This is a genomic window from Wohlfahrtiimonas chitiniclastica (genome assembly GCF_002252325.1).
Classification (GTDB): domain Bacteria; phylum Pseudomonadota; class Gammaproteobacteria; order Cardiobacteriales; family Wohlfahrtiimonadaceae; genus Wohlfahrtiimonas; species Wohlfahrtiimonas chitiniclastica.
Window position 1 is genome coordinate 418,483 of record NZ_NEFL01000001.1, and the last position, 24,947, is coordinate 443,429.

Annotated in this window: 20 protein-coding genes; 5 read left to right on the forward strand and 15 right to left on the reverse strand. The window is 44.2% G+C overall.

All coding sequences use genetic code 11. The features are described from left to right. Window positions 1-31: 31 nt before the first annotated feature. From rpoD to gpmI, 11 genes are all read right to left on the reverse strand, one after another. Window positions 32-1,915: an RNA polymerase sigma factor RpoD gene (rpoD, locus tag B9T10_RS01970; RefSeq protein WP_008314664.1), complete on the reverse strand. Its 1,884-nt coding sequence runs from the start codon at window positions 1,913-1,915 to the stop codon at window positions 32-34. Between the two features lie 141 nt (window positions 1,916-2,056). After that, on the reverse strand, window positions 2,057-3,211 hold the full coding sequence (gene anmK, locus B9T10_RS01975; RefSeq protein WP_094537665.1) for an anhydro-N-acetylmuramic acid kinase AnmK: 1,155 nt from the start codon (window positions 3,209-3,211) through the stop codon (window positions 2,057-2,059). Further along, window positions 3,211-4,113: an N-acetylmuramic acid 6-phosphate etherase gene (gene murQ / locus B9T10_RS01980; RefSeq protein WP_094537666.1), complete on the reverse strand. Its 903-nt coding sequence runs from the start codon at window positions 4,111-4,113 to the stop codon at window positions 3,211-3,213. Before murQ ends, anmK begins: the two co-directional genes overlap by 1 nt. Further along, window positions 4,113-4,637, reverse strand: coding sequence for a hypothetical protein (locus tag B9T10_RS01985; RefSeq protein WP_094537667.1), 525 nt, complete (start codon window positions 4,635-4,637; stop codon window positions 4,113-4,115). The genes murQ and B9T10_RS01985 overlap by 1 nt, the downstream gene beginning before the upstream one ends. A gap of 13 nt (window positions 4,638-4,650) precedes the next feature. Beyond that, a complete protein-coding gene (locus B9T10_RS01990; RefSeq protein ID WP_063454938.1) occupies window positions 4,651-5,214 on the reverse strand; it encodes a TetR/AcrR family transcriptional regulator in 564 nt (187 codons plus the stop codon). A gap of 189 nt (window positions 5,215-5,403) precedes the next feature. Then, window positions 5,404-8,886 carry a pyruvate carboxylase gene (locus B9T10_RS01995; RefSeq protein ID WP_094537668.1) on the reverse strand — a complete coding sequence of 1,161 codons (3,483 nt, stop codon included), beginning with the start codon at window positions 8,884-8,886 and terminating at the stop codon, window positions 5,404-5,406. 496 nt (window positions 8,887-9,382) lie between these two features. Next, window positions 9,383-10,402: a branched-chain amino acid aminotransferase gene (locus B9T10_RS02000; RefSeq protein ID WP_008314678.1), complete on the reverse strand. Its 1,020-nt coding sequence runs from the start codon at window positions 10,400-10,402 to the stop codon at window positions 9,383-9,385. A gap of 15 nt (window positions 10,403-10,417) precedes the next feature. Then, window positions 10,418-10,861 (reverse strand): hypothetical protein, encoded by a 444-nt coding sequence (locus B9T10_RS02005; protein ID WP_008314679.1) that lies wholly within the window; start codon window positions 10,859-10,861, stop codon window positions 10,418-10,420. Between the two features lie 27 nt (window positions 10,862-10,888). Continuing rightward, window positions 10,889-13,705 carry an excinuclease ABC subunit UvrA gene (gene uvrA / locus B9T10_RS02010; RefSeq protein WP_094537669.1) on the reverse strand — a complete coding sequence of 939 codons (2,817 nt, stop codon included), beginning with the start codon at window positions 13,703-13,705 and terminating at the stop codon, window positions 10,889-10,891. A gap of 60 nt (window positions 13,706-13,765) precedes the next feature. Then, window positions 13,766-15,139, reverse strand: a complete 1,374-nt coding sequence (locus B9T10_RS02015; RefSeq protein WP_246781888.1) for a S41 family peptidase — start codon at window positions 15,137-15,139, stop codon at window positions 13,766-13,768. A 17-nt stretch (window positions 15,140-15,156) separates the two neighbouring features. After that, window positions 15,157-16,689, reverse strand: coding sequence for a 2,3-bisphosphoglycerate-independent phosphoglycerate mutase (gene gpmI, locus B9T10_RS02020; protein WP_094537670.1), 1,533 nt, complete (start codon window positions 16,687-16,689; stop codon window positions 15,157-15,159). 152 nt (window positions 16,690-16,841) lie between these two features. Here gpmI and B9T10_RS02025 point away from each other — a divergent pair, with 152 nt between their 5' ends. Continuing rightward, window positions 16,842-18,803 (forward strand): PhoX family protein, encoded by a 1,962-nt coding sequence (locus tag B9T10_RS02025; RefSeq protein WP_094537671.1) that lies wholly within the window; start codon window positions 16,842-16,844, stop codon window positions 18,801-18,803. A 167-nt stretch (window positions 18,804-18,970) separates the two neighbouring features. Here the strand turns inward: B9T10_RS02025 and B9T10_RS02030 are convergent, their stop codons facing one another. Together B9T10_RS02030 and lplA are read right to left on the reverse strand one after the other, a co-directional pair. Beyond that, a complete protein-coding gene (locus tag B9T10_RS02030) occupies window positions 18,971-19,777 on the reverse strand; it encodes a DUF3553 domain-containing protein (RefSeq protein WP_094537672.1) in 807 nt (268 codons plus the stop codon). A 25-nt stretch (window positions 19,778-19,802) separates the two neighbouring features. Continuing rightward, window positions 19,803-20,819 carry a lipoate--protein ligase gene (gene lplA / locus B9T10_RS02035; protein WP_094537673.1) on the reverse strand — a complete coding sequence of 339 codons (1,017 nt, stop codon included), beginning with the start codon at window positions 20,817-20,819 and terminating at the stop codon, window positions 19,803-19,805. Window positions 20,820-20,912: 93 nt separating this feature from the next. On the opposite strand from lplA, the gene B9T10_RS02040 reads away from it, so the two are divergent. Genes B9T10_RS02040 through B9T10_RS02055 form a run of 4 tightly spaced genes read left to right on the forward strand, consistent with a single transcriptional unit; the run spans window position 20,913 to window position 23,830 of the window. After that, window positions 20,913-21,578, forward strand: coding sequence for a DsbA family oxidoreductase (locus B9T10_RS02040; RefSeq protein WP_018122109.1), 666 nt, complete (start codon window positions 20,913-20,915; stop codon window positions 21,576-21,578). A gap of 30 nt (window positions 21,579-21,608) precedes the next feature. After that, window positions 21,609-21,932: a DsrE family protein gene (locus B9T10_RS02045; protein ID WP_063454944.1), complete on the forward strand. Its 324-nt coding sequence runs from the start codon at window positions 21,609-21,611 to the stop codon at window positions 21,930-21,932. 20 nt (window positions 21,933-21,952) lie between these two features. Further along, window positions 21,953-22,666 carry a DUF1190 domain-containing protein gene (locus B9T10_RS02050; RefSeq protein ID WP_008314690.1) on the forward strand — a complete coding sequence of 238 codons (714 nt, stop codon included), beginning with the start codon at window positions 21,953-21,955 and terminating at the stop codon, window positions 22,664-22,666. After that, a complete protein-coding gene (locus B9T10_RS02055; protein ID WP_094537674.1) occupies window positions 22,667-23,830 on the forward strand; it encodes a glutathionylspermidine synthase family protein in 1,164 nt (387 codons plus the stop codon). It begins immediately after the preceding gene. Window positions 23,831-23,971: 141 nt separating this feature from the next. Here B9T10_RS02055 and B9T10_RS02060 read toward each other — a convergent pair whose 3' ends face one another. Continuing rightward, complete coding sequence (locus B9T10_RS02060) at window positions 23,972-24,202, reverse strand: glycine zipper 2TM domain-containing protein (RefSeq protein WP_008314693.1); 231 nt, start codon at window positions 24,200-24,202, stop codon at window positions 23,972-23,974. 70 nt (window positions 24,203-24,272) lie between these two features. Beyond that, window positions 24,273-24,947 carry a 7-cyano-7-deazaguanine/7-aminomethyl-7-deazaguanine transporter gene (locus B9T10_RS02065; protein ID WP_008314695.1) on the reverse strand — a complete coding sequence of 225 codons (675 nt, stop codon included), beginning with the start codon at window positions 24,945-24,947 and terminating at the stop codon, window positions 24,273-24,275.

Consider the following 24,947-nt stretch of genomic DNA (forward strand, 5'->3'; position numbering starts at 1 on the left):
GTTTTCAAGACATTAAGCAAATAAGTGAGGCTTATTCATTGTCCATAAAGCTGCGTAAGCTTTCAGAACGGTTCGGATGACGCAATTTGCGAAGGGCTTTGGCCTCGATTTGACGAATACGTTCGCGCGTGACATCAAACTGTTTGCCCACTTCTTCTAAGGTGTGATCCGTGTTCATGTCGATACCAAAACGCATGCGAAGTACTTTTGCTTCTCTCGGTGTTAAGGTTTCTAACACTTCACGGGTGGCTTCACTTAAACCGACGCTGGTGGCCGCTTCTAATGGAGAGACCATGCCTGTATCTTCAATGAAGTCACCTAAATGTGAATCTTCATCATCACCCACAGGCGTTTCCATTGAGATCGGTTCTTTAGCGATCTTCAACACTTTACGAATGCGATCTTCAGGTAAACCCATGGCTTCCGCGAGTTCTTCTGGTGTTGCTTCGCGCCCCATGTCTTGTAACATTTGACGAGAAATACGGTTTAACTTATTGATGGTTTCGATCATGTGCACAGGAATACGGATGGTGCGCGCTTGATCGGCGATTGAACGCGTGATCGCCTGACGAATCCACCATGTCGCATACGTTGAGAATTTAAAACCGCGGCGATATTCAAATTTATCCACCGCTTTCATCAAGCCAATGTTCCCTTCTTGAATCAAGTCAAGGAACTGCAAACCACGGTTGGTGTATTTTTTCGCAATCGAGATCACCAAACGTAAGTTCGCTTCGATCATTTCACGTTTTGCACGTTTTGCTTTCGCTTCATTGATGGAGATTTCACGGTTGATCTCTTTAATCTCATAAATGGCTAAGCTGTTGGCTTTTTCAATTTTTGCCAATTGTGTTTGAATCTCAAAGATGGCATCTTTGTGCTCTTCGATGGCTTTGGCATATTTGTGCTTGCTGTTGATGACCTCTTCGACCCACTCTTTTTTCGTTTCATTGCGTGGGAATGTTTTGATGAATGCATCGCGCGGCATTTTACAAGTGGCGATACAGATTTTCATCATTTTACGTTCTAATGGACGAATGCGATCAATGGTCTCTTTTAATAAAGCCACCATATCTTCTTGCATTTTTGGTGCCAATCTAAACTCGATGAATTTTGATTTTAAACGCTCTTGGGCATCTAAAATTAAAGCATCGATGTTTTTCTTGCGTTTGTTACCACGAAGGGCATCAATTTCTGCAATGATGGCTTTAAGCTCTGCAATTTTTTCTGCAAAGATCTCTTTATTTGGGCCAGTTTCCGCAGAAGCGGCGCTGCCACCTTCAGATTCTTCATCATCTTCAAGATCATCAGCTGGCGCTTCATCATCCACAATTTCTAATTCTTCATCATCTTTATCTTCGGCGATTTCAGAATAATAGCTAGGATCCACAAAGCCGGTGGCAATGTCGCCAAGGCGCTGATCTGTTTCTAATGTTTCTTCATAACGGGCGATCAAAAGATCAACCGCAGGATAGTAATTCGCTAAGTTTAATAATGCGCTGTTTAAACCTTCTTCGATGCGGATGGCGATTGATTTCTCTTCATCACGAGACAATAAATCTACAGTACCCATTTCACGCATGTACATACGCACAGGGTCAGTTGTGCGACCAATTTCACTGCTGTCGATGTTGACCAATACCGCGGCCGCTTCATCAACGGCATCATCATCTGAGCCGATGGAGTCATTCGTTAATAACAAGCTGTCCATATCTGGCGCTTCGTCACTCACCTTAATGCCCATTTCAGAGATCATGGCAATGATGCTTTCGATTTGCTCAGGATCGATGATATCTTCAGGAAGGTGATCGTTGATTTCAGCATACGTCAAGTAACCTTGCTCTTTACCTTGAGCAATTAACTCTTTAATTCGTGCTTGTTGTTCTTTAACTGTTAAAGCATTTTGCTTACTCATAATGAATTCCGATAACCCCAAAAATGTAAAAAACGCAATATAATATTATACCATATTTCATATCGCATAATAAAAGCCACAACGTTAATTTATGCAGCTTCCCCCTCTCTTATCAGCATAATGGTGATACTTTTAATAATTTCAATCCCCCCAAGGGTTCAAAGTGATGTTGCCCAAAATCATACTGTGCGCGGCGCCTGTAGCGGTGGTTAAATTGCTTGGCTGACGATTGAGGGTTTGATGCCCAAGCACGGCAAAAGCCACCGCTTCTTTTGCATCGCTATTAAGGCCAATGTCCTCTTGCGTCTTCACTTTAAGCATAGGCAAATAATGCTCAATTCGTGACACAAGATGTAAATTATATGCGCCGCCCCCAGCAATGATGAGTTCGTCATCCGGATTAAGTGCTAGCTTTGGTTGAATGAATTGTTCAATTGCGTTGGCAATGCTTTTTGCGGTTAATTCTGTGAACGTTGCAATGACATTGTCTGCTTGATTCGCATACTGCTCGCAAATGGATTGGATGCGTGTTTCCCCAAACAATTCTCGTCCTGTGGCTTTTGGTGGCGATTCTTTGAAATAGGGATCATTCATCAAATCGTTCAATAATTCTGGGGTCACTTGCCCACGGGCGGCGATTTGTCCTTGATCATCATACGGCAATTGATAGAAATATTGCATCGCGCCATTGATCATCATATTACCTGGGCCTGTATCAAAGGCAAAGACATCATCCATCGTACAGTTTTTTGGCAATACGGTAATGTTGCCAATGCCACCAATGTTTTGTAAAAAACGATTGTGCGTGGTGCTGCGCAATAATAGATATTCAGTATAAGGCACCAAGGGCGCACCCTGCCCGCCTGCCATCATGTCCATCGGGCGAAAGTTTGAAATCACGGTTGTATGATGATCATAAGCTAAGCGTGCAGGATCCCCAATTTGTAAAGTTGAGGCGCAATATTCATCTGTAGCTTTTGGGATGTGATAAATGGTTTGTCCATGCATGGCGATAAAATCTAGCGGCGCTTTAAAATCATGATCTTTTAATAAACGGCTCACAGCGTCACTGTATAATTTGCCAAGTTCAAAGTTTAATGCGCAAAGCTCTGCCACATTTGAAGTGTCAGGATGACTGACGCGAAGTACAGCTGCTCGAATGTGTTCATCGTATGGATAGCTGTCATAATGAATGAGTGTGCATTGTGTGGATTCATTGATGCCTTCAATCTCCACTAAAGCGACATCAACGCCATCAAGTGATGTGCCAGACATGATTCCGATACCATATGCCATTATTTTGCCTCTTTTAAAAGAATCGCTAAGCGCTCTTCTTTTGCCAATGCGGATTGCGCTTCTGTATAACTCATCTTTTGTAGATGCATGAGCAGTGCTGTTTTCACATGGTGATGTGCACGCTCTAATAAATCATGGGCGGCGATTTCATCAATTTCTAAAATGCTCATCAGCATATTGAGCGCACGCTGATGTAATTTCTCATTGGTGGGTTTCACATCCACCATAACATTGCCATATGTTTTGCCCAATTGAATCATGCTACAAGTGCTGAGCATATTGAGCACCATTTTTTGTGCACTGCCCGCTTTTAAGCGCGTGGATCCTGTAATCACTTCAGCGCCGGTTACAATGGCAATTGGATAATCGGCGGCGCTTAACATGGGATTATTCTCTGTACAGGTCACGGCAATGCTTTTTGCACCGATGGTTTTGGCATACTCTAAGCCACCTAAACAATAGGGCGTTCGCCCGGATGCTGCGATTGCACATAGAATATCTTTGTCATTGAATGCCACACGCTTTAAATCCTCAACACACAATTCGCGGCGATCTTCTGCATTTTCTACAGGATGACGAAGTGCCCGATCACCACCTGCAATGATGCCCATCACTTTTTCTTCCCCAACGCCAAATGTGGGTAAACATTCTGAGGCATCTAACACACCTAAACGACCGGATGTGCCTGCACCAATGTAAATCAATCGTCCCCCTGATTTTAAGGCGGCGACAATTGCATCAATGGCATGGCTGATGTTTTCATTGGCGTTGGCAATCGCATCGATCACGGCTTGATCTTCTTGATTCATGGTTTTGACCATTTCAAGTGTACTCATGGCATCGATGTGTTGGGTTCTAGGGTTGTGCTGCTCTGTGGTCAGCCTATGGATGGCAAGCGTCATTAGAATACGGCTCCTGGTTTGGCAAAAATAATTTGAGCACGGCGAATGCACGGCGTTTGAGGTTTATCCGCGCATTCATAAATTCGGATCCACAATTTACGTGTGGGAATGAACTCACTTGGATTTTTGCCTTCAAAGTAATGAATGGGCAAACCATTGGCTTGCTGGCGTGGGAACCATGCGGCTTCAAATCCGCGTAAACGTTCAATGGCTTTTACAAAGGGTTTGACTGGCTCTGTGAAATATAGGGTTAAGATGCGTGTGCCGCGATTGGCACTATATTCAAATGTGGATTGATCAGGTACTTTTGCCAAATGCTCCGTGGATTCATAAATCGCACCCCTTCGCGGCGATTTCCCCCAAGTGATGCCCAAATATTGCTGAGCATCTTCTTTGGTAAATCCATATTGATCCCCATTTTTGGCAGCCGCTAAACGCATGAAGTTTTTCATTTCATGGGTTAAAGGCTCAGCAAAGCTCATGGATAATTGACCTAACATCAACAACGCGGCGATGATTCGCATCGACTCCCCCTCATTATGAAACCATTTTGATGAAGACATCATAAAGGCGCTCTGTCATCCCTTCAAGTTCTTCAAAACTTTTTTCACGGCATTCATCAAAGGCTAAATTGATGCCTTGATAAATCAAGAGCGCCACTAAATCTGGCGAGGCTACATGCCAAGCTTGGACCTCATTGCCCGTTCGTAAAAATTCCTCTAAAAAGATGATGACGCTTAAATGCTCGCGGCGTTCATCTAAATAATATTGCTGCTGAAACAATGCAATGTGCTCTGCCCGATGCTCATAATAATGGACAATGCTGCCTTGGCACCATGCACGGATTTTACCATGCCAATCGCTGTGTTTGCATTGCCCCATGTAATCATTGGTCAGTGATAAATAGCTGCGAATGTATTTCGCGCGAAGTTCTAGGATCAAATCCTCTTTAGATTGAAAGTAATGGTAAAAGGTGCCTTTTGCGATATTGACGGCTTTGACGATGTCATTGACGGTTGTGTCTTTTAAACCGTATTGAATGAATAAGCGTAATGAGACATCCATAATTTCTGCATGCCGTTCATCATATGTTTTTGCCATGGTGATGTTCCTATTGTGTGCGTGGATGTGAATAATTTTTTAAACTATATTGACCGGTAGTCAGTCGGTAAAGTATATCTAAAAAACCATTACTTTGGCAAACCTTTTCAGACTCAAATAAAAAAAGATCCCCCGATTGCTCAAGGGATCAACAACTCAAACTTATTTAAAGTTTTAGTTAAGGATTCATTATTCGATCACGATCAATAAGTCGCCAGATTCTACTGTGTCGCCCACTTGCACGTACACTTGCTTGACCACACCCATTTTCTCAGATCGTAGGATCGTTTCCATTTTCATCGCTTCCATGGTGAGTAATGCATCGCCTTCTTTCACATTATCCCCCACTTTCACGCGCATTAAACCGATCATTCCTGGCATTGGTGCACCGACGTGATGATTATTGCTTGGGTCGGCTTTTGCTTTCTTCGCAGCTAAACCTTCCACACCTTTTTTCGGTGTTTTAAAGATGCGCTGCTCACCGTTGAGCTCAAAGTACACTTGGCAATCGCCATTGTTATCGGGCTCAGAGGCAACAAGGTAGCTGATCAATAGATCTTTACCCTTCTCGATCTGTACGCTGAAGGTTTCATCTTCTGCCATTGGGTAGAAGAATTGCTTCGTAGGAATGATGGACACATCACCATATTCATAACGGAACTTCACAAAATCTGTAAAGACCTTTGGATACATGATGTATGATGCCAAATCCGTATCAGAGACATCGTATTTAAACTTCGCTGTCAATTCTGTGCGCAATTGATCAAAATCCACGGGCGGCAATTGGCTGCCTGCATTTTGAATCTCTGGTGCTTTGCCTTGTAGAATTTTATCAGACAATGCTTTTGGTAAACCGCTTTCAGGAATGCCGAGCTCACCATTGAATAAGCCTGTCACAGATGCTGGGAAAGCAATTTCACGGTTAGGATTGACCACATCTTCTGGCGTTAAATCTTGCGTCACCATCATCAATGCCATGTCGCCCACCACTTTAGAGCTTGGCGTCACTTTCACGATGTCCCCAAAGAGCGTATTGACATCTGCATAAGATTTGGCCACTTGATCCCAACGAGATTCTAAGCCTAAGCTGCGTGCTTGTTCTTTAAGGTTCGTGTATTGTCCGCCAGGCATTTCATGACGATAAATGTCTGATGTGCCTGAACGCACGCCAGATTCAAACGGTGCATAATAAGAGCGCACGCCTTCAAAATATGTGGAAATTTGCGTAATGGCATCATAATCAAACTTAGGATCACGATCGGTGTACTCAAGGGCACGTAAAATCGAACCCATTGGCGGTTGGCTCGTTAAGCCTGAGAAACTGTCAATGGCGCAATCCACTGCATCCACACCAGCTTCTACCGCAGCCAATACGCTTGCCCCAGAGATGCCTGAAGTGTCATGCGTATGGAAATGGATCGGTAAACCCACTTCTTCTTTCAATGCTTTCACCAATTGACGCGCCGCCGGTGCACGGCATAAGCCCGCCATATCTTTAATGGCAATGATGTGTGCCCCTGCTTTTTCAAGCTCTTTGGCCAACTTCACATAGTATTCTAATTGATACTTCGGACGTGCTGCATCATGAATGTCAGAGGTGTAACAGATCGTCGCTTCACACAATTTGCCGGTATCAATGATGGAATCCATACAAAAACGCATGTTATCGACAATGTTCAATGAGTCAAACACACGGAAAAGATCAATCCCTTTTTTCGCCGCTTGTTCCACAAAGAACTGAATGGCATTGTTTGGATAACTGGTGTAACCGACACCATTGACGCCACGGATCAACATTTGCAATAAAATGTTAGGCATGGCTTCGCGCATTTTTTCTAAACGATCCCATGGATCTTCGTTCAAAAAGCGCATGGCAACGTCAAATGTAGCACCGCCCCAACATTCCATGGAGAACATTTTTGGCAATAATTTTTGATAATAAGGCGCAATCTTCAATAGATCATGGCTGCGCACGCGAGTTGCAAATAAAGATTGATGTGCATCACGCATCGTTGTATCGGTGATGAGCACCTCTTTTTGATTGAGCATCCAATCGCTGAAACCTTTTGCACCGAGCTCATCTAAAATGATGCGCGTGCCTTTGACTTCTGCCACATCTTCTTTAGGTTTTACCGTTGGTAAAACTGGCGTCACAAAGTGCTTAGGAATGTCACGACCCGCCACTTCAGGGTTGCCATTCACTTGCACTTCAGATAAATATTTTAATAAGTAGCTCGCACGGTCACGACGCACAGGGAATGTGAACAGCGAGGGTGTTTCGTCAATAAAGCGCGTGATGCATTCGCCATTGATGAACAATGGATGGTTGATCACATTTTCAACGAACAATAAGTTCGTGGCTAAACCACGCACGCGGAATTCACGCAATGCGCGATCCATACGCTCAATGGCTTCTGCCGCGCTTCTGCCCCAAGTGGTGACTTTGACAAGGAGTGAATCGTAATAAGGTGTGATCACTGCGCCTGCATAGGCTGTACCGCCATCTAAACGAATGCCGAAGCCCGCAGGCGAGCGATACGCATTGATGACGCCATGATCGGGCACAAAGCCATTGGCAGGATCTTCTGTCGTGATGCGGCATTGTAACGCAGCACCCGTCATTTTGATGCCATCTTGTGTCGGCACTTCTAACAATGCATCCCCAAAGGTTAAACCTTCAGCAATGCCAATTTGTGCTTTAACAATGTCAATGCCTGTAATGGCTTCTGTCACAGTATGTTCCACTTGAATGCGTGGATTCACTTCGATGAAGTAGAATTTGTTGGTGTCCGCATCCATCAAAAACTCAACGGTTCCTGCATTGACATAACGCGCAGTTTGACCAATTTTTACGGCATAACCGCACACTTCTGCACGCAATGCATCATCTAAATAAGGGGCTGGCGCACGTTCCACCACTTTTTGATGGCGGCGTTGAACGGTACAGTCACGCTCAAATAAATGTACAATGTTGCCAGCGGCATCCCCAAGGATCTGTACTTCCACGTGGCGTGCACGCACCACTAATTTTTCAAGGTAGACTTCATCATTGCCAAAGGCGGCTTTTGCTTCACGGCGCGCCACCTCAACGGCATCTAAAATTTTATCGGCAGATTCCACCACGCGCATACCACGGCCACCACCGCCCCAGCTTGCTTTGAGCATGACAGGGTAACCGATGGTTTCGGCGATTTTTAAAATTTCTTCGTTATTGTGTGGTAATGGCTCAGACGCTGGCATCACAGGCACGCCTGCTGAAATCGCTAAGTTACGAGCAGAGACCTTATTACCTAAAAGCTCCAAAATACGCTGTTCTGGACCGATGAAGATAATGCCATTCTCTTGACAGGCTTTTGCTAAATTTGGATTTTCTGCCAAAAAGCCATAGCCTGGATGGATCGCATCGGCGCCTGACTCTTTAGCAATGCGGATGATGTCCTCAATGTCTAAATATGCTGCTAATGGTGGTTTACCTTGGCCCACTAAATAGCTTTCATCTGCTTTATAGCGGTGAACCGCTTTGATGTCTTGCTCAGAGTAGATCGCTACAGTATTAATGCCAAGTTCAGAGGCTGCGCGCATGATGCGAATCGCAATTTCTGAACGGTTAGCAACCAGTATTTTTTTAATCTTACGTTCTGTTTGTAGATCAGATGCTGCTTGAATACCCATAACTCGCCCTTATCAATGTAATTATTTTAATCACAATAAATTCTCTTAAAAGATTTTTATTGCTCTACTTTTATAATGGACTTTTTCGAAAGATTCAATCCTTAAATGCCTCCTTTTGATTGAAGCGCACATTTGCCCATGTCAATCAAAAAGTAGTAAAGATGTAATGTTTCATCTAGGGCAACGAAAAATATTAGCTCATCTTCGCCGTTTTTCATTAACGTAATTAAACGATCACAGCGCCACCATTGAATCGACTATTACCATTGAATTAGAAACATACAGCGATTGTGTAAAGTTTTGTAGGAGCAAAATCGCCCCGAATCATTGATGTAAACAGATGTATGGGCGCGGCACATCTTCATCCACATTCGTCAAAAATTTAATCATTTTTAGCCATCAATCGCCGCCAAATCTTGACCAAAATTGTATAAAAATAAATCAAAAAAGCTGACCATTTGGCCAGCTTTGACATTCATTGCACAGATTTTTTAACTTAAACTTTTACAATCCAACCTTCAGGGGCTTCGATGTCGCCAAATTGGATGCCCACCAATTCATTGTATAATTTCTCTGTCACAGGGCCCACTTCTGTTTCGCTGTAAAAAACGTGGAAATCATCTTCAATTTGAATGCCACCGATCGGAGAGATCACAGCCGCTGTACCACAAGCGCCCGCTTCTGCAAATTGATCTAACTCATTGACATACACATCCCCTTCAATCGCCTCCATGCCTAAACGCTCTTTCGCAATGTGCAACAAGGAGTATTTTGTGATGGATGGCAAAATAGAAGGTGACACAGGTGTCACAAATTTATTGTCACGCGTGATGCCAAAGAAGTTTGCTGAACCCACTTCCTCAATCTTTGTATGAGTTGCCGGATCTAAATAGATACAATCTGAGAAGTTACGCTCATGCGCTTCATAACCTGGCAATAAACTTGCTGCATAGTTACCGCCGACTTTAGCAGCCCCTGTACCCATTGGCGCCGCACGATCATAATCAGAGACAATGAAATTCGTTGGCGCTAAGCCACCTTTAAAATAAGGCCCCACAGGCATACAGAAAATCGTGAAGATGTATTCAGGTGCAGGTTTAATGCCAATGTTTGCCCCAACGCCAATATAAAGCGGACGCAAGTATAAGGTTGCCCCTTTACCATAAGGCGGTACAAAATCTTCATTCGCACGCACAACGGCTTTGACCGCTTCTACGAACATCTCTTCAGGAATCTCTGGCATACGAAGACGACGAGCGCTTTCATTCATACGACGCGCATTTTCATACGGACGGAATAAGTTAATGCTGCCATCTTTCGTGCGATACGCTTTTAAGCCTTCAAAACATTGTTGGCCATAATGAAGCGCCGTGGAGCCTTCATGAATTTTTAAATACGGATCATCCGTTAAATCACCCTTTTGCCACATGCCATTTTCATGTTTAGCCACAAAACGGTATGGCGTTTGAATATAACTGAATCCTAAATTATCCCAATCGATTGTATTATTTGACATCTTTCTTCCTTTGTTCTAACTATATTGTGGTAAATCATCACTGTCATAATGATGATCTGCCAAATTCTCTTTGATGGTAATCTCATCAATGGCCAAACCAATATCCGTAAATACCAGCGCATTAATATGTTTAATATATTTTTCAAGCTCTGCATAGGGGATTTGAAAGTTTTTTTGCACGGCATTCACAGAACGCAATTTGGCAACCGACTCTTCCACTTCCTCAAAGGTTTGACCATACTTCGTGCTGTCAAGCAAAACGGCTTTACACGTCACATAGTCCGCTTCAAAGCTCACAAAACCAAATCCAATGAGATAATATTGATCCATATTGATGCCTTTTTCACGGCACAATGCCACAAGGCTAGAAATACGACCTTCCCAATCAATCTCGATGGCACCTGCTAAGTCGCTATATTTTGTTTTTGTTGCAGGATTTGTCAGGGGCAGTTTTTTCATACGCGTACGATCCTCAATGATGAATTCTTATAAGAAATCTTTTAAAAAGTGACCGGTGGCACTGTCTGCATGATTTGCAATCATTTCAGGGGTGCCTTCTCCAATCACCCTCCCTCCTTTATAACCGCCTTCGGGACCTAAATCAACAATCCAGTCGGCTGTTTTGATCACATCTAAATTATGCTCAATGATAACAATGGTATTGCCCTGATCACGAAGGGTATGAATGACGCTTAATAATTGGGCAATGTCATGAAAATGTAAACCTGTGGTCGGTTCATCTAAAATATAAAGGGTTTTACCGGTATCACGTTTTGACAATTCACGGGAGAGTTTCACGCGCTGGGCTTCACCCCCCGATAATGTCGTCGCATTTTGCCCCAATGTAATGTAACTTAAGCCCACATCCATCAATGTTGTTAAGCGGCGATGAATGACGGGAATGGCTGAGAAAAATTCACACGCATCTTCCACCGTCATCTCTAACACTTCACTGATGTTTTTGCCTTTGTATTGAATGTCCAATGTTTCGCGGTTATAGCGCTTACCTTTACACACATCACACAGAACATACACATCTGGCAAAAAGTGCATCTCCACTTTAATCAAACCATCGCCTTGACACGCTTCACAGCGTCCGCCTTTCACATTAAAGCTAAATCGCCCCGCTGTATATCCACGAGCACGCGCTTCTGCGGTGCCGGCAAAGAGTTCACGAATCGGCGTAAACAACCCTGTATAAGTGGCAGGATTCGAGCGCGGGGTGCGTCCAATGGGGCTTTGATCAATGTTAATGACTTTATCAATGTGCTCAAGCCCTTTCAGTTCTTTCACAGGTGCCACTTCTTGACTGGCGCGATTTAAGGCATTCGCTGCAAATGGATACAATGTATCATTGATGAGTGTCGATTTACCTGAGCCTGAGACACCCGTCACACAGGTCAATAAACCCACAGGAATATTCACCGTCACATTTTTTAGGTTATTGCCTGTTGCACCCACAATGGTGAGCTGTTTTTCAGGATCATTTTGCGTGCGCGTTTTTGGCACTGCAATGGACAATTCACCGGATAAATATTTACCCGTTAAGGAATTCGGGTTGTCCATAATCTCTTGAGCTGTACCTTCTGCCACCACATGCCCACCATGCACGCCCGCACCAGGCCCAATGTCCACAATGTAATCCGCTGCACGCATTGCATCCTCATCATGCTCCACCACAATGACCGTATTGCCCAAATCACGTAAGTGAATGAGGGTTTTAAGTAAGCGATCATTATCACGCTGATGCAAACCAATGGAAGGCTCATCCAATACATACATCACACCCACTAAACCTGCACCAATTTGTGAGGCCAAACGAATGCGCTGCGCTTCACCGCCGGATAATGTCTCTGCTGAACGAGACAAATTCAAATAATCTAAGCCCACATTCACTAAAAATCCTAAGCGCTCATTGATCTCTTTAAGAATTTTATCGGCAATTTCCGCACGCGCGCCAGTTAAAGCCATCGATGATGACCAAGTCAATGCATCCTCAATGCTCATCGCTGTCACTTGATCAATGGAATGATCATCAATCAACACATTGCGCGCCGCAGGATTCAAACGCGCACCACCACACGCTTGACAGGGGCACGAGGTTAAATATTTAGCGAGCTCTTCACGCATGCTTTGAGATTCTGTTTCACGGTAACGGCGCTCTAAATTCGGTAAAATGCCTTCAAATGCATGTGTGCGCTGTACCACTTTGCCATTTGAGCCAAAGTATTCAAAATCGATCTCTTCTGTGCCTGAGCCATTTAAAATAATCTCTTGAATCTTGCTTGGCAATGCATTAAAGGGTGCTTCAGGATCAAATTTATAATGTTTGGCCAAAGATAAGATCATGGAATAATAATAAAATGCACGTTTATCCCAACCGCGAATCGCCCCTGTGGCTAAAGAGAGATCACCATCTGTGATCACCTTAGTGCGATCAAAAAATTGACTGACGCCCAAACCATCACATGTTGGACATGCGCCCGTAGGATTATTAAAGGAAAATAAACGCGGCTCAAGCTCTGGCAAAGAAAAACCACATTCAGGGCACGCATAATTGGCTGAAAAATGGAGCTCAATCTCAGGATTTTGCATATCAACGGCATACACTAAGCCTTCTGATAATCCCAATGCAGTTTCAATCGATTCCGCTAAACGTTGGGCAATGTCACTGCGCACTTTAAAACGATCAATCACCACTTCAATGCTATGTTTTTGTTTAGGATTGATCTCGGGCAACTCATCAATCTCATACACTTGTCCATCAATGCGTAAACGCAAATAACCTTGTGCCTTTAACCCATCAATGAGTTTAATGTGCTCGCCTTTACGATCACGCACAATGGGCGCAAGCAGCATAATGCGTGAATCTTCCTCAAGGGCGAGAATTTGATCCACCATTTGACTCACCGTCTGAGCATTGAGCGGTAAATGATGCGTTGGGCAATGGGGTACGCCAATGCGTGCAAATAAAAGGCGCAGATAGTCATAAATCTCCGTCACCGTGCCAACGGTTGAGCGCGGATTGTGTGAAGTGGATTTCTGTTCAATGGAGATGGCAGGTGATAAACCTTCGATGTGATCCACATCCGGCTTATCCATCATGGAAAGAAACTGTCGTGCGTAGGCTGATAAAGATTCCACATAACGTCGTTGCCCTTCGGCATAGAGTGTATCAAAGGCCAGTGAGGATTTACCTGATCCTGACAAACCTGTGATGACAATCAGTTGATTGCGCGGCAAGGTCAAATGAATGTTTTTTAAATTATGGGTACGCGCCCCTTGAACCGTTATATTTTCCATGATCGCTCTCAAAAAAATCTCTCCCGAAGGAGAGAATGATAAATGGTTGGAAGTCTCTGCTTATTGGGTGTTTTCTTGCATGAAGATTAAACTCTTCAATAAATTCAATGCCTCATACAATTGATTGTCCACCACCGCAATTTCACGGGTTTTCTTAGATTGAGCAAATGTGGTGATGGTTTGATCCCCATCGCCATTTTTGTTCAAATGTTTGGCTAAATTCTCTTCGCGAATGAAGTTTGAATTGTTCTCTGAATCCACATTCAAAGACAACAACTCAATATTTGGCACAATGCCTTCACCCTGAATCGATCGTCCTGATGGCGTGTAATAAAGGGCGGTTGTGTACTTCATGCCCTGCCCATCCATTAGATTCACCACTGTTTGTACTGAGCCTTTACCAAAGCTCTTTTCACCAGCGATGATGGCACGCTTTTGATCTTGAAGGGCGCCTGCCACAATTTCAGAGGCAGAAGCAGAACCGCCGTTGATCAACACAATTAAAGGCGCACCGTTTAAAATATCCCCTTCCGTCGCCGCAAAATCAATGCGTGTTTCAGGTGATTTGCCTTGCGTGTACACCACCAAACCAGACTCAATAAAGAGATCAGAAATGCCCACGGCTTGGTCTAAAACGCCGCCCGGATTGTTGCGTAAATCAAGCACCAAGCCTTTTAAACTGCTCTTTTTCGCGCGAGCTTGCTGCATCAATTCATTGATGGCCGTACGCATCTCTTCTGCAGATCTGTCTTGGAATTGACTCAAGCGCACATAACCAAATGCATCATCAATGAGTTCACTTTTAATGCTTTCTGTTTTGATGATGTCTCTGACCACTGTAAAGGTTAAAGGCGCACGCTCTTTTTCGCGGATCACAGTCAATGTGACTTCTGTACCAGGTTCACCTTTGAGCATGTCCACAGCTTTTGCCACATCAATGGATTGCACAGCGGTTGAATCAATTTTAATGATCAAGTCGCCCGCTTCAATGCCTGCTTTTTTCGCAGGTGAACCATCCATTGGGGAGATCACACGAATCAAACCATCTTCACTCACCACTTCAACGCCTAGGCCAGCAAACGATCCCGTTGTGGTCTCTTGCACCTTTTTATAGGCTTCGGCATCATAAAATTCAGAATGAGGATCTAACCCTGAGAGCATCCCTTTGATGGCATTATTGATCATGGTTTCATCGGTGACATCATCCACATAATTGGCTTTAAGCTGCTCAAACACATTCACAAAGAGCAACAATTGTTGCACGGGTAATGTTTGCTCAGGCGCTTCTGGCAACACTGAATCAATCACATTGTCCACATGCACATCACTCATTGCAGCCGGTGGCTGCTCTAAACCTAATGCCACACTGTGCCCACTCAAAGACACTAAAGACAGTACAGCGGCGACTAACAAGGATCGTCGAAAATCTCTCATCCTGAATCTCCCATTAATTATTTAAAATGTACAAGGTTGTGCCCAGTCATCTCTTTAGGTTGCTCAAGACCCATTAAATGCAAAATGGTGGGCGCTAAATCTTTTAAGGCACCATCTGGGGACAAGGAGGCTTCACGACCTAAATAGATCAATGGCACAGGACCTGTGGTGTGTGATGTGTGTGGCTGATTGGTGTTTTCATCCCAAGTCAATTCTGCATTGCCATGATCGGCTGTGATCAATAACTCGCCGCCCACTTCTTGTACGGCATCATACACATGCCCCATGCACTCATCGACAGTTTCAATCGCTGTGACAATCGCATCAAACACACCAGTATGACCCACCATATCAGGGTTGGCAAAGTTACAGATGATCACATCAAACTTGCCAGAACGAATCGCCGCACACAATTTATCTGCCACTTCTGGCGCGCTCATTTCAGGTTGTAGATCATAGGTTGCCACTTTCGGTGAGTTGACCAAAATGCGCTCTTCATTTTCAAATACCGTTTCGCGGCCACCATTAAAGAAGAAAGTCACATGTGGATATTTCTCGGTTTCTGCAATGCGAAGTTGAGATAAACCTGCATTGGCCACCACTTCCCCTAAACCATTGACAATGTTTTGAGGTGGGAATGCCACTTCACCATGCAAACCATCTTTATAATGCGTTAAGCAGACATAATGAGACAATTTAGGACGATATTTTGGCACAAAGCCTGTGAAATCATCTTCCGTAAATGGATAGCTCAATTCACGCGCACGGTCAGAACGGAAGTTCATGAAGATCACCGCATCGCCATCCATCATTTTAACAGCATCACCAATCACAGTCGCTTTAACAAATTCATCATTCTCATCACGTGCATACGCTGCTTCTAAACCGGCTAACGCAGTGGGTGCTTTAAACTCTGCCAAGCCTTGGCTCACTAAATCATAGGCTTGTTCAACGCGTTCCCAGCGATTGTCACGATCCATCGCATAATAACGGCCAATGATGCTTGCAAAGCGGCCAGCGCCACACCCTTTAAACGCATCTTCTGCGCGTTCAATGTATGTTTGTGCTGAGCGTGGCGCAGTATCGCGACCATCTAAAAAGGCATGAAGATAAATCTTTTGAATGCCAGCATCCGCCGCCACTTTAATCAAACCATGAATGTGCGCTTCATCCGCATGCACACCACCATCTGACAATAAACCAAAAATGTGCAACGCTTTACCGGACGCTTTTAAATCCGCCAAGGTTTTTTCAATCACAGGATTGCTTTGGAATTCACCGCTTTCAAATGCTTTTGTGATGCGCGTTAAATCTTGATACACCACGCGCCCTGCACCAATGTTGATGTGTCCAACTTCTGAGTTCCCCATTTGACCTTCAGGCAAGCCCACCGCCATGCCGGACGTTTTCAACAACGTACATGCGCCTTCTGTTTTAAATTCTTCCCAGTTAGGCGTTTCTGCCGCCATGATGGCGTTGTTTTTCATATCGGTGCGGTAACCCCAACCATCCAAAATACATAAAACCACAGGTCTTGGTGCTTTCGTCATGATGTTTTCCTCGTTTGATCATCGTCGTTAACAAATGTGTCCATTATAATGAATTCTCCCCCTGCTTTCAGAATAGATTCCGCCTGTCATAAAAGTGCAACATTGATTGCGTAACCTTTTGACCATCTTTTGACAACGAGGAGAAAATCATCATGGGTCGTCCAAAAACCATTGAGATCACCACAGAAGCGATCAGCAATTTAAGCCCAAATCCCATCTTATCCACTTTACTCAATAAACCACGTTCACGCCGCGATGTGCTCACAAAAACAGGCATGAGCGCAGGCTTGCTTGGGCTCTTCACATTGCCGCTTGCCAATGTGGCTAAAGCCATTGCACCGAGCAGTCAAAATCAACTCACTGGTGGGAAAACGCCCTATTTACGCTTTCAATCCGTGCCGTTTTCCACACAAGATGATGTGATCGTCCCTAAAGGTTATCAAGCAGAGGTGCTTTATCAATGGGGTGATCCTGTGGGGATTCAAGGCAATGGACCAAAATTTAATGAAGATGCCAGCAATACTGCCGAAGATCAAGCAGCGCAAGCGGGCATGCATCATGATGGCATGGCATATTTTCCTTTAGACGAGGGCTCAAATCATGGCTTATTGGTGATGAACCATGAATATGTGGACAATGGCTTACTCTTCCCGGATGGCGATGCCAATTGGAACGCAGACAAAGTACTCAAAAGCCAAAACGCCATGGGTGTGTCTGTCATTGAAGTGATCAAAGATGGCCATCAATGGCGCGTGGTTCGTCCATCAAGATATGCGCGCCGCATTACGCCTCATACACCCATGCACATTCAAGGACCTGCCAAAGGTCATCCATTGATGCAAACAGCCGCTGACCCTAAAGGTGAAATGGTGCTTGGCACCCTACAAAATTGTGCCAATGGTCAAACGCCGTGGGGCACATATTTAACCTGTGAGGAGAATTGGTCGGACATCTTTGTGAAAAAAGGTGCACTCAATGAATTAGAATCCCGTTATGGCATTGTCAATCAAGATGATGCGTATCGTTGGCATGAGTTTGATGCACGCTTTAATGTGGATCAAACGCCAAATGAACCCAATCGCTTTGGCTGGATTGTGGAGATTGATCCCACAGATCCAAATGCCACACCGATTAAACACACAGCCCTTGGGCGCTTTAAACATGAAGGCGCTGAACTCACCATTGCCCCAACCGGTCAAATTGTGGCATATATGGGCGATGATCAGCGCTTTGAATACATTTATAAATTTGTCTCTAAAGATGTGTTTGATCCCAAAAAAGGCAAACAAAACAGCCAATTATTGGATGAAGGGACGCTCTATGTCGCCAGATTCAATGAAGATGGTAGCGGCGATTGGTTACCTTTAATCTATGGTGACAATGGTTTAACGGCTGCCAATGGTTTTCATCATCAAGGCGATGTGGTGATCAATGCGCGTAAAGCGGCGGACATTGTGGGTGCAACGAAAATGGATCGCCCCGAATGGATTGCTGCCAATCCTTTGGTGCCCGGTTCTATTTATTGTACGCTCACCAATAACAGCAATCGTGGTAAAGAAGGTTATCCCGATGTGGACGCGGCGAACCCGCGCGCCAACAATCTCTTTGGGCACATCATCCATTGGAATGAAGAGAATGGCAATGGTGCAACGGATGCCTTTACCTGGGATATTTTAGCACTCGCTGGCCGTGATCAAACCACAGCGCGCAATCACATGGCCAATCACCGCGGCGATCTCTTTGGCAGCCCCGATGGCTTAAAGTTTGATCACAATGGTTTGTTGTGGGTGCAAACAGATGTCTCCACGTCAACCCTCAATCAACATGAATATGCCGGCATGGGCAACAATCAAATGTTGGTGGTGGATCCTGAAGAGGGTTATTTTAAGCGCTTTTTAACAGGGCCAAATGGTGCAGAAATTACGGGCATCGCATTTACGCCAGACAATCAAACCTTATTTGTGAACATTCAGCATCCCGGTGAGCCGCCAAAAGGCAATGCGGATCCGAATAACCCAAATCAATATTCAAGTTGGCCGAATCATCACAATCGCCGCCCAAGGTCTGCAACTGCTATCATTCAACGCACTGATGGCGGCATTATTGGCACATAATCAGTTGTTTATTAAACATAATTGATTCGTTGTAAAAAAGTAGTTTTTCGTAAAATCATGCCCAATTTATTTTTAAATTGGGCATTTTGTATCCAATCATCGCCTAGGGAAACACTTTCACTTTGTACTGATTTTCCATAAAACTACATTTTAACTACAATATAGCTTTAAGCCTTCGCACATAAAGCAATATAGACCGCAATATCAATCATATCGTGCAAATCAATGCCTTCTGATTGTGCATTGAGTTTCACTTTAGCCGCCAAAGCCAATGCCGCATCATAATCACTCAAGGCTAGATCATCCGTTAAATGCAGCGTCATGCCAAACAATGGCGCAATGGATTCTAATGCTTTAGGCATCACAATCATCCATTGCATCGGTTTCATTAAAGCTATAAGAGATGTGATCACGCTCCATTGATGAATGCCAAGTTCACCCAATAATTCAGCAAACGCTGCCCAATCTTCCGGCCATTCATCCTCATTGCCATAAACCACATCACACCAAAGCGTGGCAAATTCATGGACATTGCCCTTTTCAATCGCTTTAATGACGGTCGCTGGCGCTTTAATCAAACCTTTGGGCGCGCTTTGTAACAAGGTCACTAAATGCGCAATGATCGTCTGTGCTTCGCCGCGCTTTAACCATGCGCGCACATCCACTTCATTGAGTTCTGTTTGCGCTTGATCCGACAGCGCACGATAAGCAGCAACTGCCTTCATAAATTTAGGATCTTTCACACCTTTTGGACAAAGACTTAAAAAGCGCTCTGCCAATGGCTGATTCATTGCCAAGTGTGAATCATCAACATCCACCTTCACAGGTGAGCAAAATTGTACCGATAAAAGTTTTTGTCCGGCATGTTCAAAGAGAATGTGCACTTTATCATCGCGCTGATCTTCTAACACCAAACCGATGCCCCAAGCCTCTTGCTTTGGGTGTTTGACTTTGTCACCTTTTTTGTAATGCATGATTCACTCCTTGGTTGTTATTATCTTATTGAATCTGCTGCACAAACCACCTTTGTAATTCTGTTAAAGAGTCCTGTGCCTCAGGATGATGTTCTATGACGCCATTGAAAATAGCATGAATGTCATCTTTTTTATAGCGCTGACCCATTAAAGCTTGTTCTAAAGCTTCAAGCGCCGCCAAATAGAGGCTATCGCTATAAAGTTTAACGGCTGTCATCACGCCTTGCTGCACCAATAATTGCACCTCAACGCCGCCCCAAGTGAAGCGTTCATCAAAATGATGGCTAAACTCCAATGCTTTACCAAAGTTCCAATCCCAACTGCTTTGCACTTTAAATTGCGCTGCAAAGCCATCAATGGCAGGTGGATGAGCTTCACTGATGTATTCAGCCGTCACCTTGCCACCATATAATGCACAAAACTCTTGCTCAATGGCCTGACAAATCATCTGATGCGTTAAATCAGGGCGCACTTCTGTTAAATTCGCCACGCGCGAACGCACGGATGAAATGCCTTTGGCCGCCAATTTTTTGGGATCCGGATTTAAGTAATTGGCCAAACGCGTAAAATCCACATCAATGAGCAATGTACCATGATGAAAGCCACGATCCGCTTTTTCTCGATACGCAGAACCAGAAATTTTACGCACTTCGCCATTGCGCTCAATGATGAGATCATTGCGCCCTGAGGCTGTGGCATGAATGCCCAATGAGGCCAATGCTCTTATAATGAGTTGCGTGGATTGCGTTTTATCATAATCAGGTTTGCCCGCCATAAAGGTAAAATTGGTGTTGCCCAAATCATGAAACACCGCCCCGCCGCCACTTTGTCTTCTCGCAAGCTTTACATGATCTTCTGTCATTTTACGAGTGTTACACTCTTTCCAAGGATTTTGGGCGCGCCCAATCACCACCGTTTGATCATTGCGCCACAAAAACAATACTTTTTGATTCGGATCCATCTCGTTAAAGATGGTCTCTTCCACCGCTAAATTGAACCACGGATCCACACTTTCTGAAATCAGTAATCGCAAAGGGGACATTTTTACTCCTTTTCTCTCTATTCATCGGCAAATTGTCATGATAGAACTTTTTTCTCTGTTAATATACACACAGCAAAGATTGAAGGAGTCACTATGAAAATTGAAGTTTGGTCAGATTTTTCTTGTCCATTTTGTTACATTGGCGTGCATAACTTTTATTTAGCGTTAGATGCATTCAACGCAGAACATCAAACAGAGGCGATGCTCCTATTTAAAGCATATGAATTGTCGCCGGATGCACCGTTTGAAACCGAGTTATCTTATTATGAGAATCTTGCGCAAAAGTATGATGTGCCCCTTGATCGCGCTAAAGCGATGACAGACAATGCCGTCGTGTATGCCAAAGAAGCTGGATTAACCATTGATTTTGATAAAGTGATTCCCGTCACCACAACGATTGCCCATCGCGTTGCCATTTGGGTGCAGCAGCATCATTTAGACAAATCCCGTGCATTTAACATGCGCCTATTTGAAGGCTATTTTGCCAAAGGTGAGAATATTGCTGATGATCAAGTACTCGCGGCGATTTTAGCGGAAGTGGGCATTGAAGCGATCAACATTGCAGACATTTTAACGGATCACACCATCAGCCAAGCCAAAGATGTGGATTTAGCAGAAGCAATGGGCTTTGGCATTAAAAGTGTGCCATTTTTTGTCTTTAACCGCACAGATGCTGTGGCAGGCGCGCAAACGCCCGTGAATTTCTATCAAGTGATCGATAAAATCCACACCACAGGCACCACAGAAGGCTTACAATAAGCCTCATCAATCAAAGGAAAGGATCGAGTTATGAAAATTGGTGTATTCATTACCTCTAATGACACTGAAAAAGCATGGAATGCCATTCGCTACATGAATGTCGCCCTTGAAATGGGACACACCGTGACCGCATTTTTAATGAACAGCGGCGTTGAAGTGGAATTTATGGATCATGAGCTCTTTGACATTCAAGCCCAATGGCAAAAATATGCTGAATTAGGCGGCAAGCTCTATTCATGCGGCACTTGCTTACAATTTAGAAAGCGCCGCGATGATGCGCAATTGTCCACCGTCACCACCATGATCGAAGCTGTGAAAATCACCGAAGAGAGCGACAAAGTGCTCACGTTTTAATCCTTGAGGAATCAATCATTATGAAAAAACGCACACACTCTATTAATAAATCAACGTTTCGTAAGAACTTTAAACTCAAACCTCTGGCCGTTTCCCTTTTAGTTGCTTTTGGCGTCGTGGCTTGTGGCAGCAGCAATGACACTGAACAGTTGACCATCTATTCAGATGCCAATGACTGCATCAATAACAATCCAAACATGGTGGCAGAATGTAAAAGCGTTTATGAAGGCGCCATTAAAGAAGCCATTGAAACGGCACCTAAATACGCCACCATTGAAGAATGTACCGCAGATTTTGGCGCAGAAAACTGCCAATCAGTTCAACAAGCTAACAACGCTGTCAATCCGCAACAAATGGCCAGCAATGAGAGCGGCGGTTCTTTCTTCATGCCACTGCTTGCAGGTTTTATGATGGGTAAACTCATGAGCGGCATGATGGGCAATAACAATGCTGCCCATAAACCTGTCTATTCTCCGAAAGATGCATCAGGCCGCCCAACAAACTATTATGACAGCACCGGTAAAAGCTATGGCGCTGCACAATCTGGTCGCACCGTTTCTGTGCCAAAAAATGAGCTGAAATCCAAACCTGCAGGCACCGTTAAACGTGGCGGATTTGGCCAAATGGTGAACAATCAGCGCATGGCGGCACAATCAAAAGCCACGCAATCGCGCTCAACGGGTTCAACCTCAAAAGCCACCTCTTCTAATCGTTCAACATCTTTTGGTGGTTAAATGAAACGCATCCCCATTACCGCGCGCCCCGATTGGCAAGAAAAAGCTGTGGAATATGGCTTTTATTTTCATACAATGTATGACGAGCCCTATTGGAGCGAGGATCATTATTATGCCTTCACTGGCCGCGAAATCGATGAGCTAGAAGATGCCACCAATGAGTTGCATCAAATGTCTTTAGAAGCCGTTGAGCTTGTGATCAATAATGAAGCTTTACTGAAAAAGTTCCGCATCCCTGAAAATGTGTGGGACTTTGTGGCCACATCATGGAAAGATAAAGATCCATCACTGTATGGGCGCTTTGACTTTGCCTATGATGGCAAAACGCCGCCAAAAATGTTGGAATACAATGCAGATACGCCAACCTCTTTATATGAGAGCGCATTTTTCCAATGGATTTGGCTTGAAGATCAAATGGCCGCCGGTCATTTACCGGACAATGCCGATCAGTTCAACAGCATTCAAGAAAAACTCATCGAGCGCTTTGCCTTCTTTAAAAGCTGGCACGGCATCTCTCACATGCATTTGAGCTGCTGCTCTGACACAGAAGAGGATCGCGGCACCATTCAATATCTGCAAGATTGTGCATTAGATGCAGAATTGCCAAATGATTTTGTGTTCATTGAAGACATTGGCATCAATGAATATGGGCAATTTACAGATGTGAATGATGAGATCATCCGCACGATGTTTAAGCTCTATCCTTGGGAGATGATGTTCCGCGAAGAGTTTGCAGAGTACTTAGACAATCGTAAAACTTTATGGATCGAGCCCGGCTGGAAAAGCATCTTATCCAATAAAGCGATTTTGCCGCTTTTATGGTCAATGTTCCCGAATCATCCTAATTTGTTGGAAAGCTATTTTGCAGAAGATGCTGCCGCCGGCAATTTATCGTCTTATGTGAAAAAGCCGCTCTTCTCCCGTGAAGGCGCCAACATTTCGATTGTGGATCGTGGACAAATTGTGGCAGAAGCGGAAGGTCCTTATGGTGAAGAAGGCTACATTCATCAAGCCTATTATCCCCTACCAAAATTTGAGGACAACACCACATTGATTGGCAGTTGGGTTGTGGGTGATCAATCGGCGGGCATTTGTATCCGTGAAGACAAAGCATTGATTACGCAGGATTTATCGCGTTTTTACCCGCATGCAATCATTGATTAAGATTATAGATTGATTGAATAAAATCCCCAGAAATGGGGATTTTTTGTATGAAGACATTTATATTGAGTACAAAATTATTGACCGACGGTCAGTTGGTCATCACCATTTAAAAAAGGCCTTGTTTCCAAAGCCTTTTGATGACTATTTATGATCTGTGCTTTTACCCACTTGATCACCAATGAGACCACCGACGGCAGCGCCGCCCACTGTACCAAGCACCGCGCCATCAAAGAGCCAAGCACCTGTGACAGCACCAACGCCTGCCCCAGCCACAGCATCCTTTTCACGAGTGCTCATACTGTTCCAAGTTGAACAACCTGCCAATAATCCAATCATGGTCATCACTGCTGTTAGTTTGATGAATGTTTTCATACATGCTCCTTTCTTTTAGGCCCATTGATACTTCTAAAGTAGCGCAATTGACACCAAAATCCAAGCCCAATTAAAGGATTCTATAATCCTTAGGATCTTCTAAACGCTGTGCATCAGACATCTTTTTCAAGATGTAATTGAGCAAAATACCATACAAAGGCAAGAAGAACAGCGCACAAATCACGATCTTAAAGCCATAATCCACCCACGCAATCTCCATCCAATTTGCTGCCATAAATGGATCATCGCTTTGATAAAAGGCAACGCTGAAAAACACCAAGGTATCAATCATATTACCCACGACAGCCGCAGCACTTGGCGCCACCCACCAGCGTTGATTGCGACGCAAATAACTGAATACACTAATATCCATCAATTGCCCCACTAAATAGGCTGCAAAACTTGCCAGCGCAATGCGCGCCACAAAGAGGTTAAACTGACTTAACTCTCCAAGTCCAAGCCATTGCCCTTTAAAGAAGACCACCGATAACACATATGAGATCAAGAGCGCAGGCATCATCACCACAAAAATAATGCGCCGCGCCAACGATGCACCAAAAATACGAATCGTCAAATCTGTGGTTAAAAAGATGAATGGAAAAGTAAAGGCGCCCCATGTGGTGTGAAAACCAAAAATGGTAAAGGGCAATTGCACCAAATAGTTGCTCGATGCAATGATTAAAATGTGAAAAAATGACAATTGATACAACGCACGGCGGCGCTGTTCAGGCGTAAATGCATACAT

Bases quoted from the DNA above. Each gene is read 5' to 3' on its own strand.
- B9T10_RS02025 (WP_094537671.1), top strand. From the start codon at position 16,842: ATGGGTCGTCCAAAAACCATTGAGATCACCACAGAAGCGATCAGCAAT.
- B9T10_RS02015 (WP_246781888.1), bottom strand. From the start codon at position 15,139: ATGAGAGATTTTCGACGATCCTTGTTAGTCGCCGCTGTACTGTCTTTA.
- B9T10_RS02005 (WP_008314679.1), bottom strand. From the start codon at position 10,861: ATGAAAAAACTGCCCCTGACAAATCCTGCAACAAAAACAAAATATAGC.
- B9T10_RS02045 (WP_063454944.1), top strand. From the start codon at position 21,609: ATGAAAATTGGTGTATTCATTACCTCTAATGACACTGAAAAAGCATGG.
- B9T10_RS02065 (WP_008314695.1), bottom strand. From the start codon at position 24,947: ATGTATGCATTTACGCCTGAACAGCGCCGCCGTGCGTTGTATCAATTG.
- B9T10_RS02030 (WP_094537672.1), bottom strand. From the start codon at position 19,777: ATGCATTACAAAAAAGGTGACAAAGTCAAACACCCAAAGCAAGAGGCT.
- B9T10_RS02000 (WP_008314678.1), bottom strand. From the start codon at position 10,402: ATGTCAAATAATACAATCGATTGGGATAATTTAGGATTCAGTTATATT.
- B9T10_RS02040 (WP_018122109.1), top strand. From the start codon at position 20,913: ATGAAAATTGAAGTTTGGTCAGATTTTTCTTGTCCATTTTGTTACATT.
- uvrA (WP_094537669.1), bottom strand. From the start codon at position 13,705: ATGGAAAATATAACGGTTCAAGGGGCGCGTACCCATAATTTAAAAAAC.
- B9T10_RS01985 (WP_094537667.1), bottom strand. From the start codon at position 4,637: ATGCGAATCATCGCCGCGTTGTTGATGTTAGGTCAATTATCCATGAGC.
- B9T10_RS01990 (WP_063454938.1), bottom strand. From the start codon at position 5,214: ATGGCAAAAACATATGATGAACGGCATGCAGAAATTATGGATGTCTCA.
- B9T10_RS02055 (WP_094537674.1), top strand. From the start codon at position 22,667: ATGAAACGCATCCCCATTACCGCGCGCCCCGATTGGCAAGAAAAAGCT.
- murQ (WP_094537666.1), bottom strand. From the start codon at position 4,113: ATGACGCTTGCCATCCATAGGCTGACCACAGAGCAGCACAACCCTAGA.
- anmK (WP_094537665.1), bottom strand. From the start codon at position 3,211: ATGGCATATGGTATCGGAATCATGTCTGGCACATCACTTGATGGCGTT.
- gpmI (WP_094537670.1), bottom strand. From the start codon at position 16,689: ATGACGAAAGCACCAAGACCTGTGGTTTTATGTATTTTGGATGGTTGG.
- B9T10_RS01995 (WP_094537668.1), bottom strand. From the start codon at position 8,886: ATGGGTATTCAAGCAGCATCTGATCTACAAACAGAACGTAAGATTAAA.
- lplA (WP_094537673.1), bottom strand. From the start codon at position 20,819: ATGTCCCCTTTGCGATTACTGATTTCAGAAAGTGTGGATCCGTGGTTC.
- B9T10_RS02050 (WP_008314690.1), top strand. From the start codon at position 21,953: ATGAAAAAACGCACACACTCTATTAATAAATCAACGTTTCGTAAGAAC.
- B9T10_RS02060 (WP_008314693.1), bottom strand. From the start codon at position 24,202: ATGAAAACATTCATCAAACTAACAGCAGTGATGACCATGATTGGATTA.
- rpoD (WP_008314664.1), bottom strand. From the start codon at position 1,915: ATGAGTAAGCAAAATGCTTTAACAGTTAAAGAACAACAAGCACGAATT.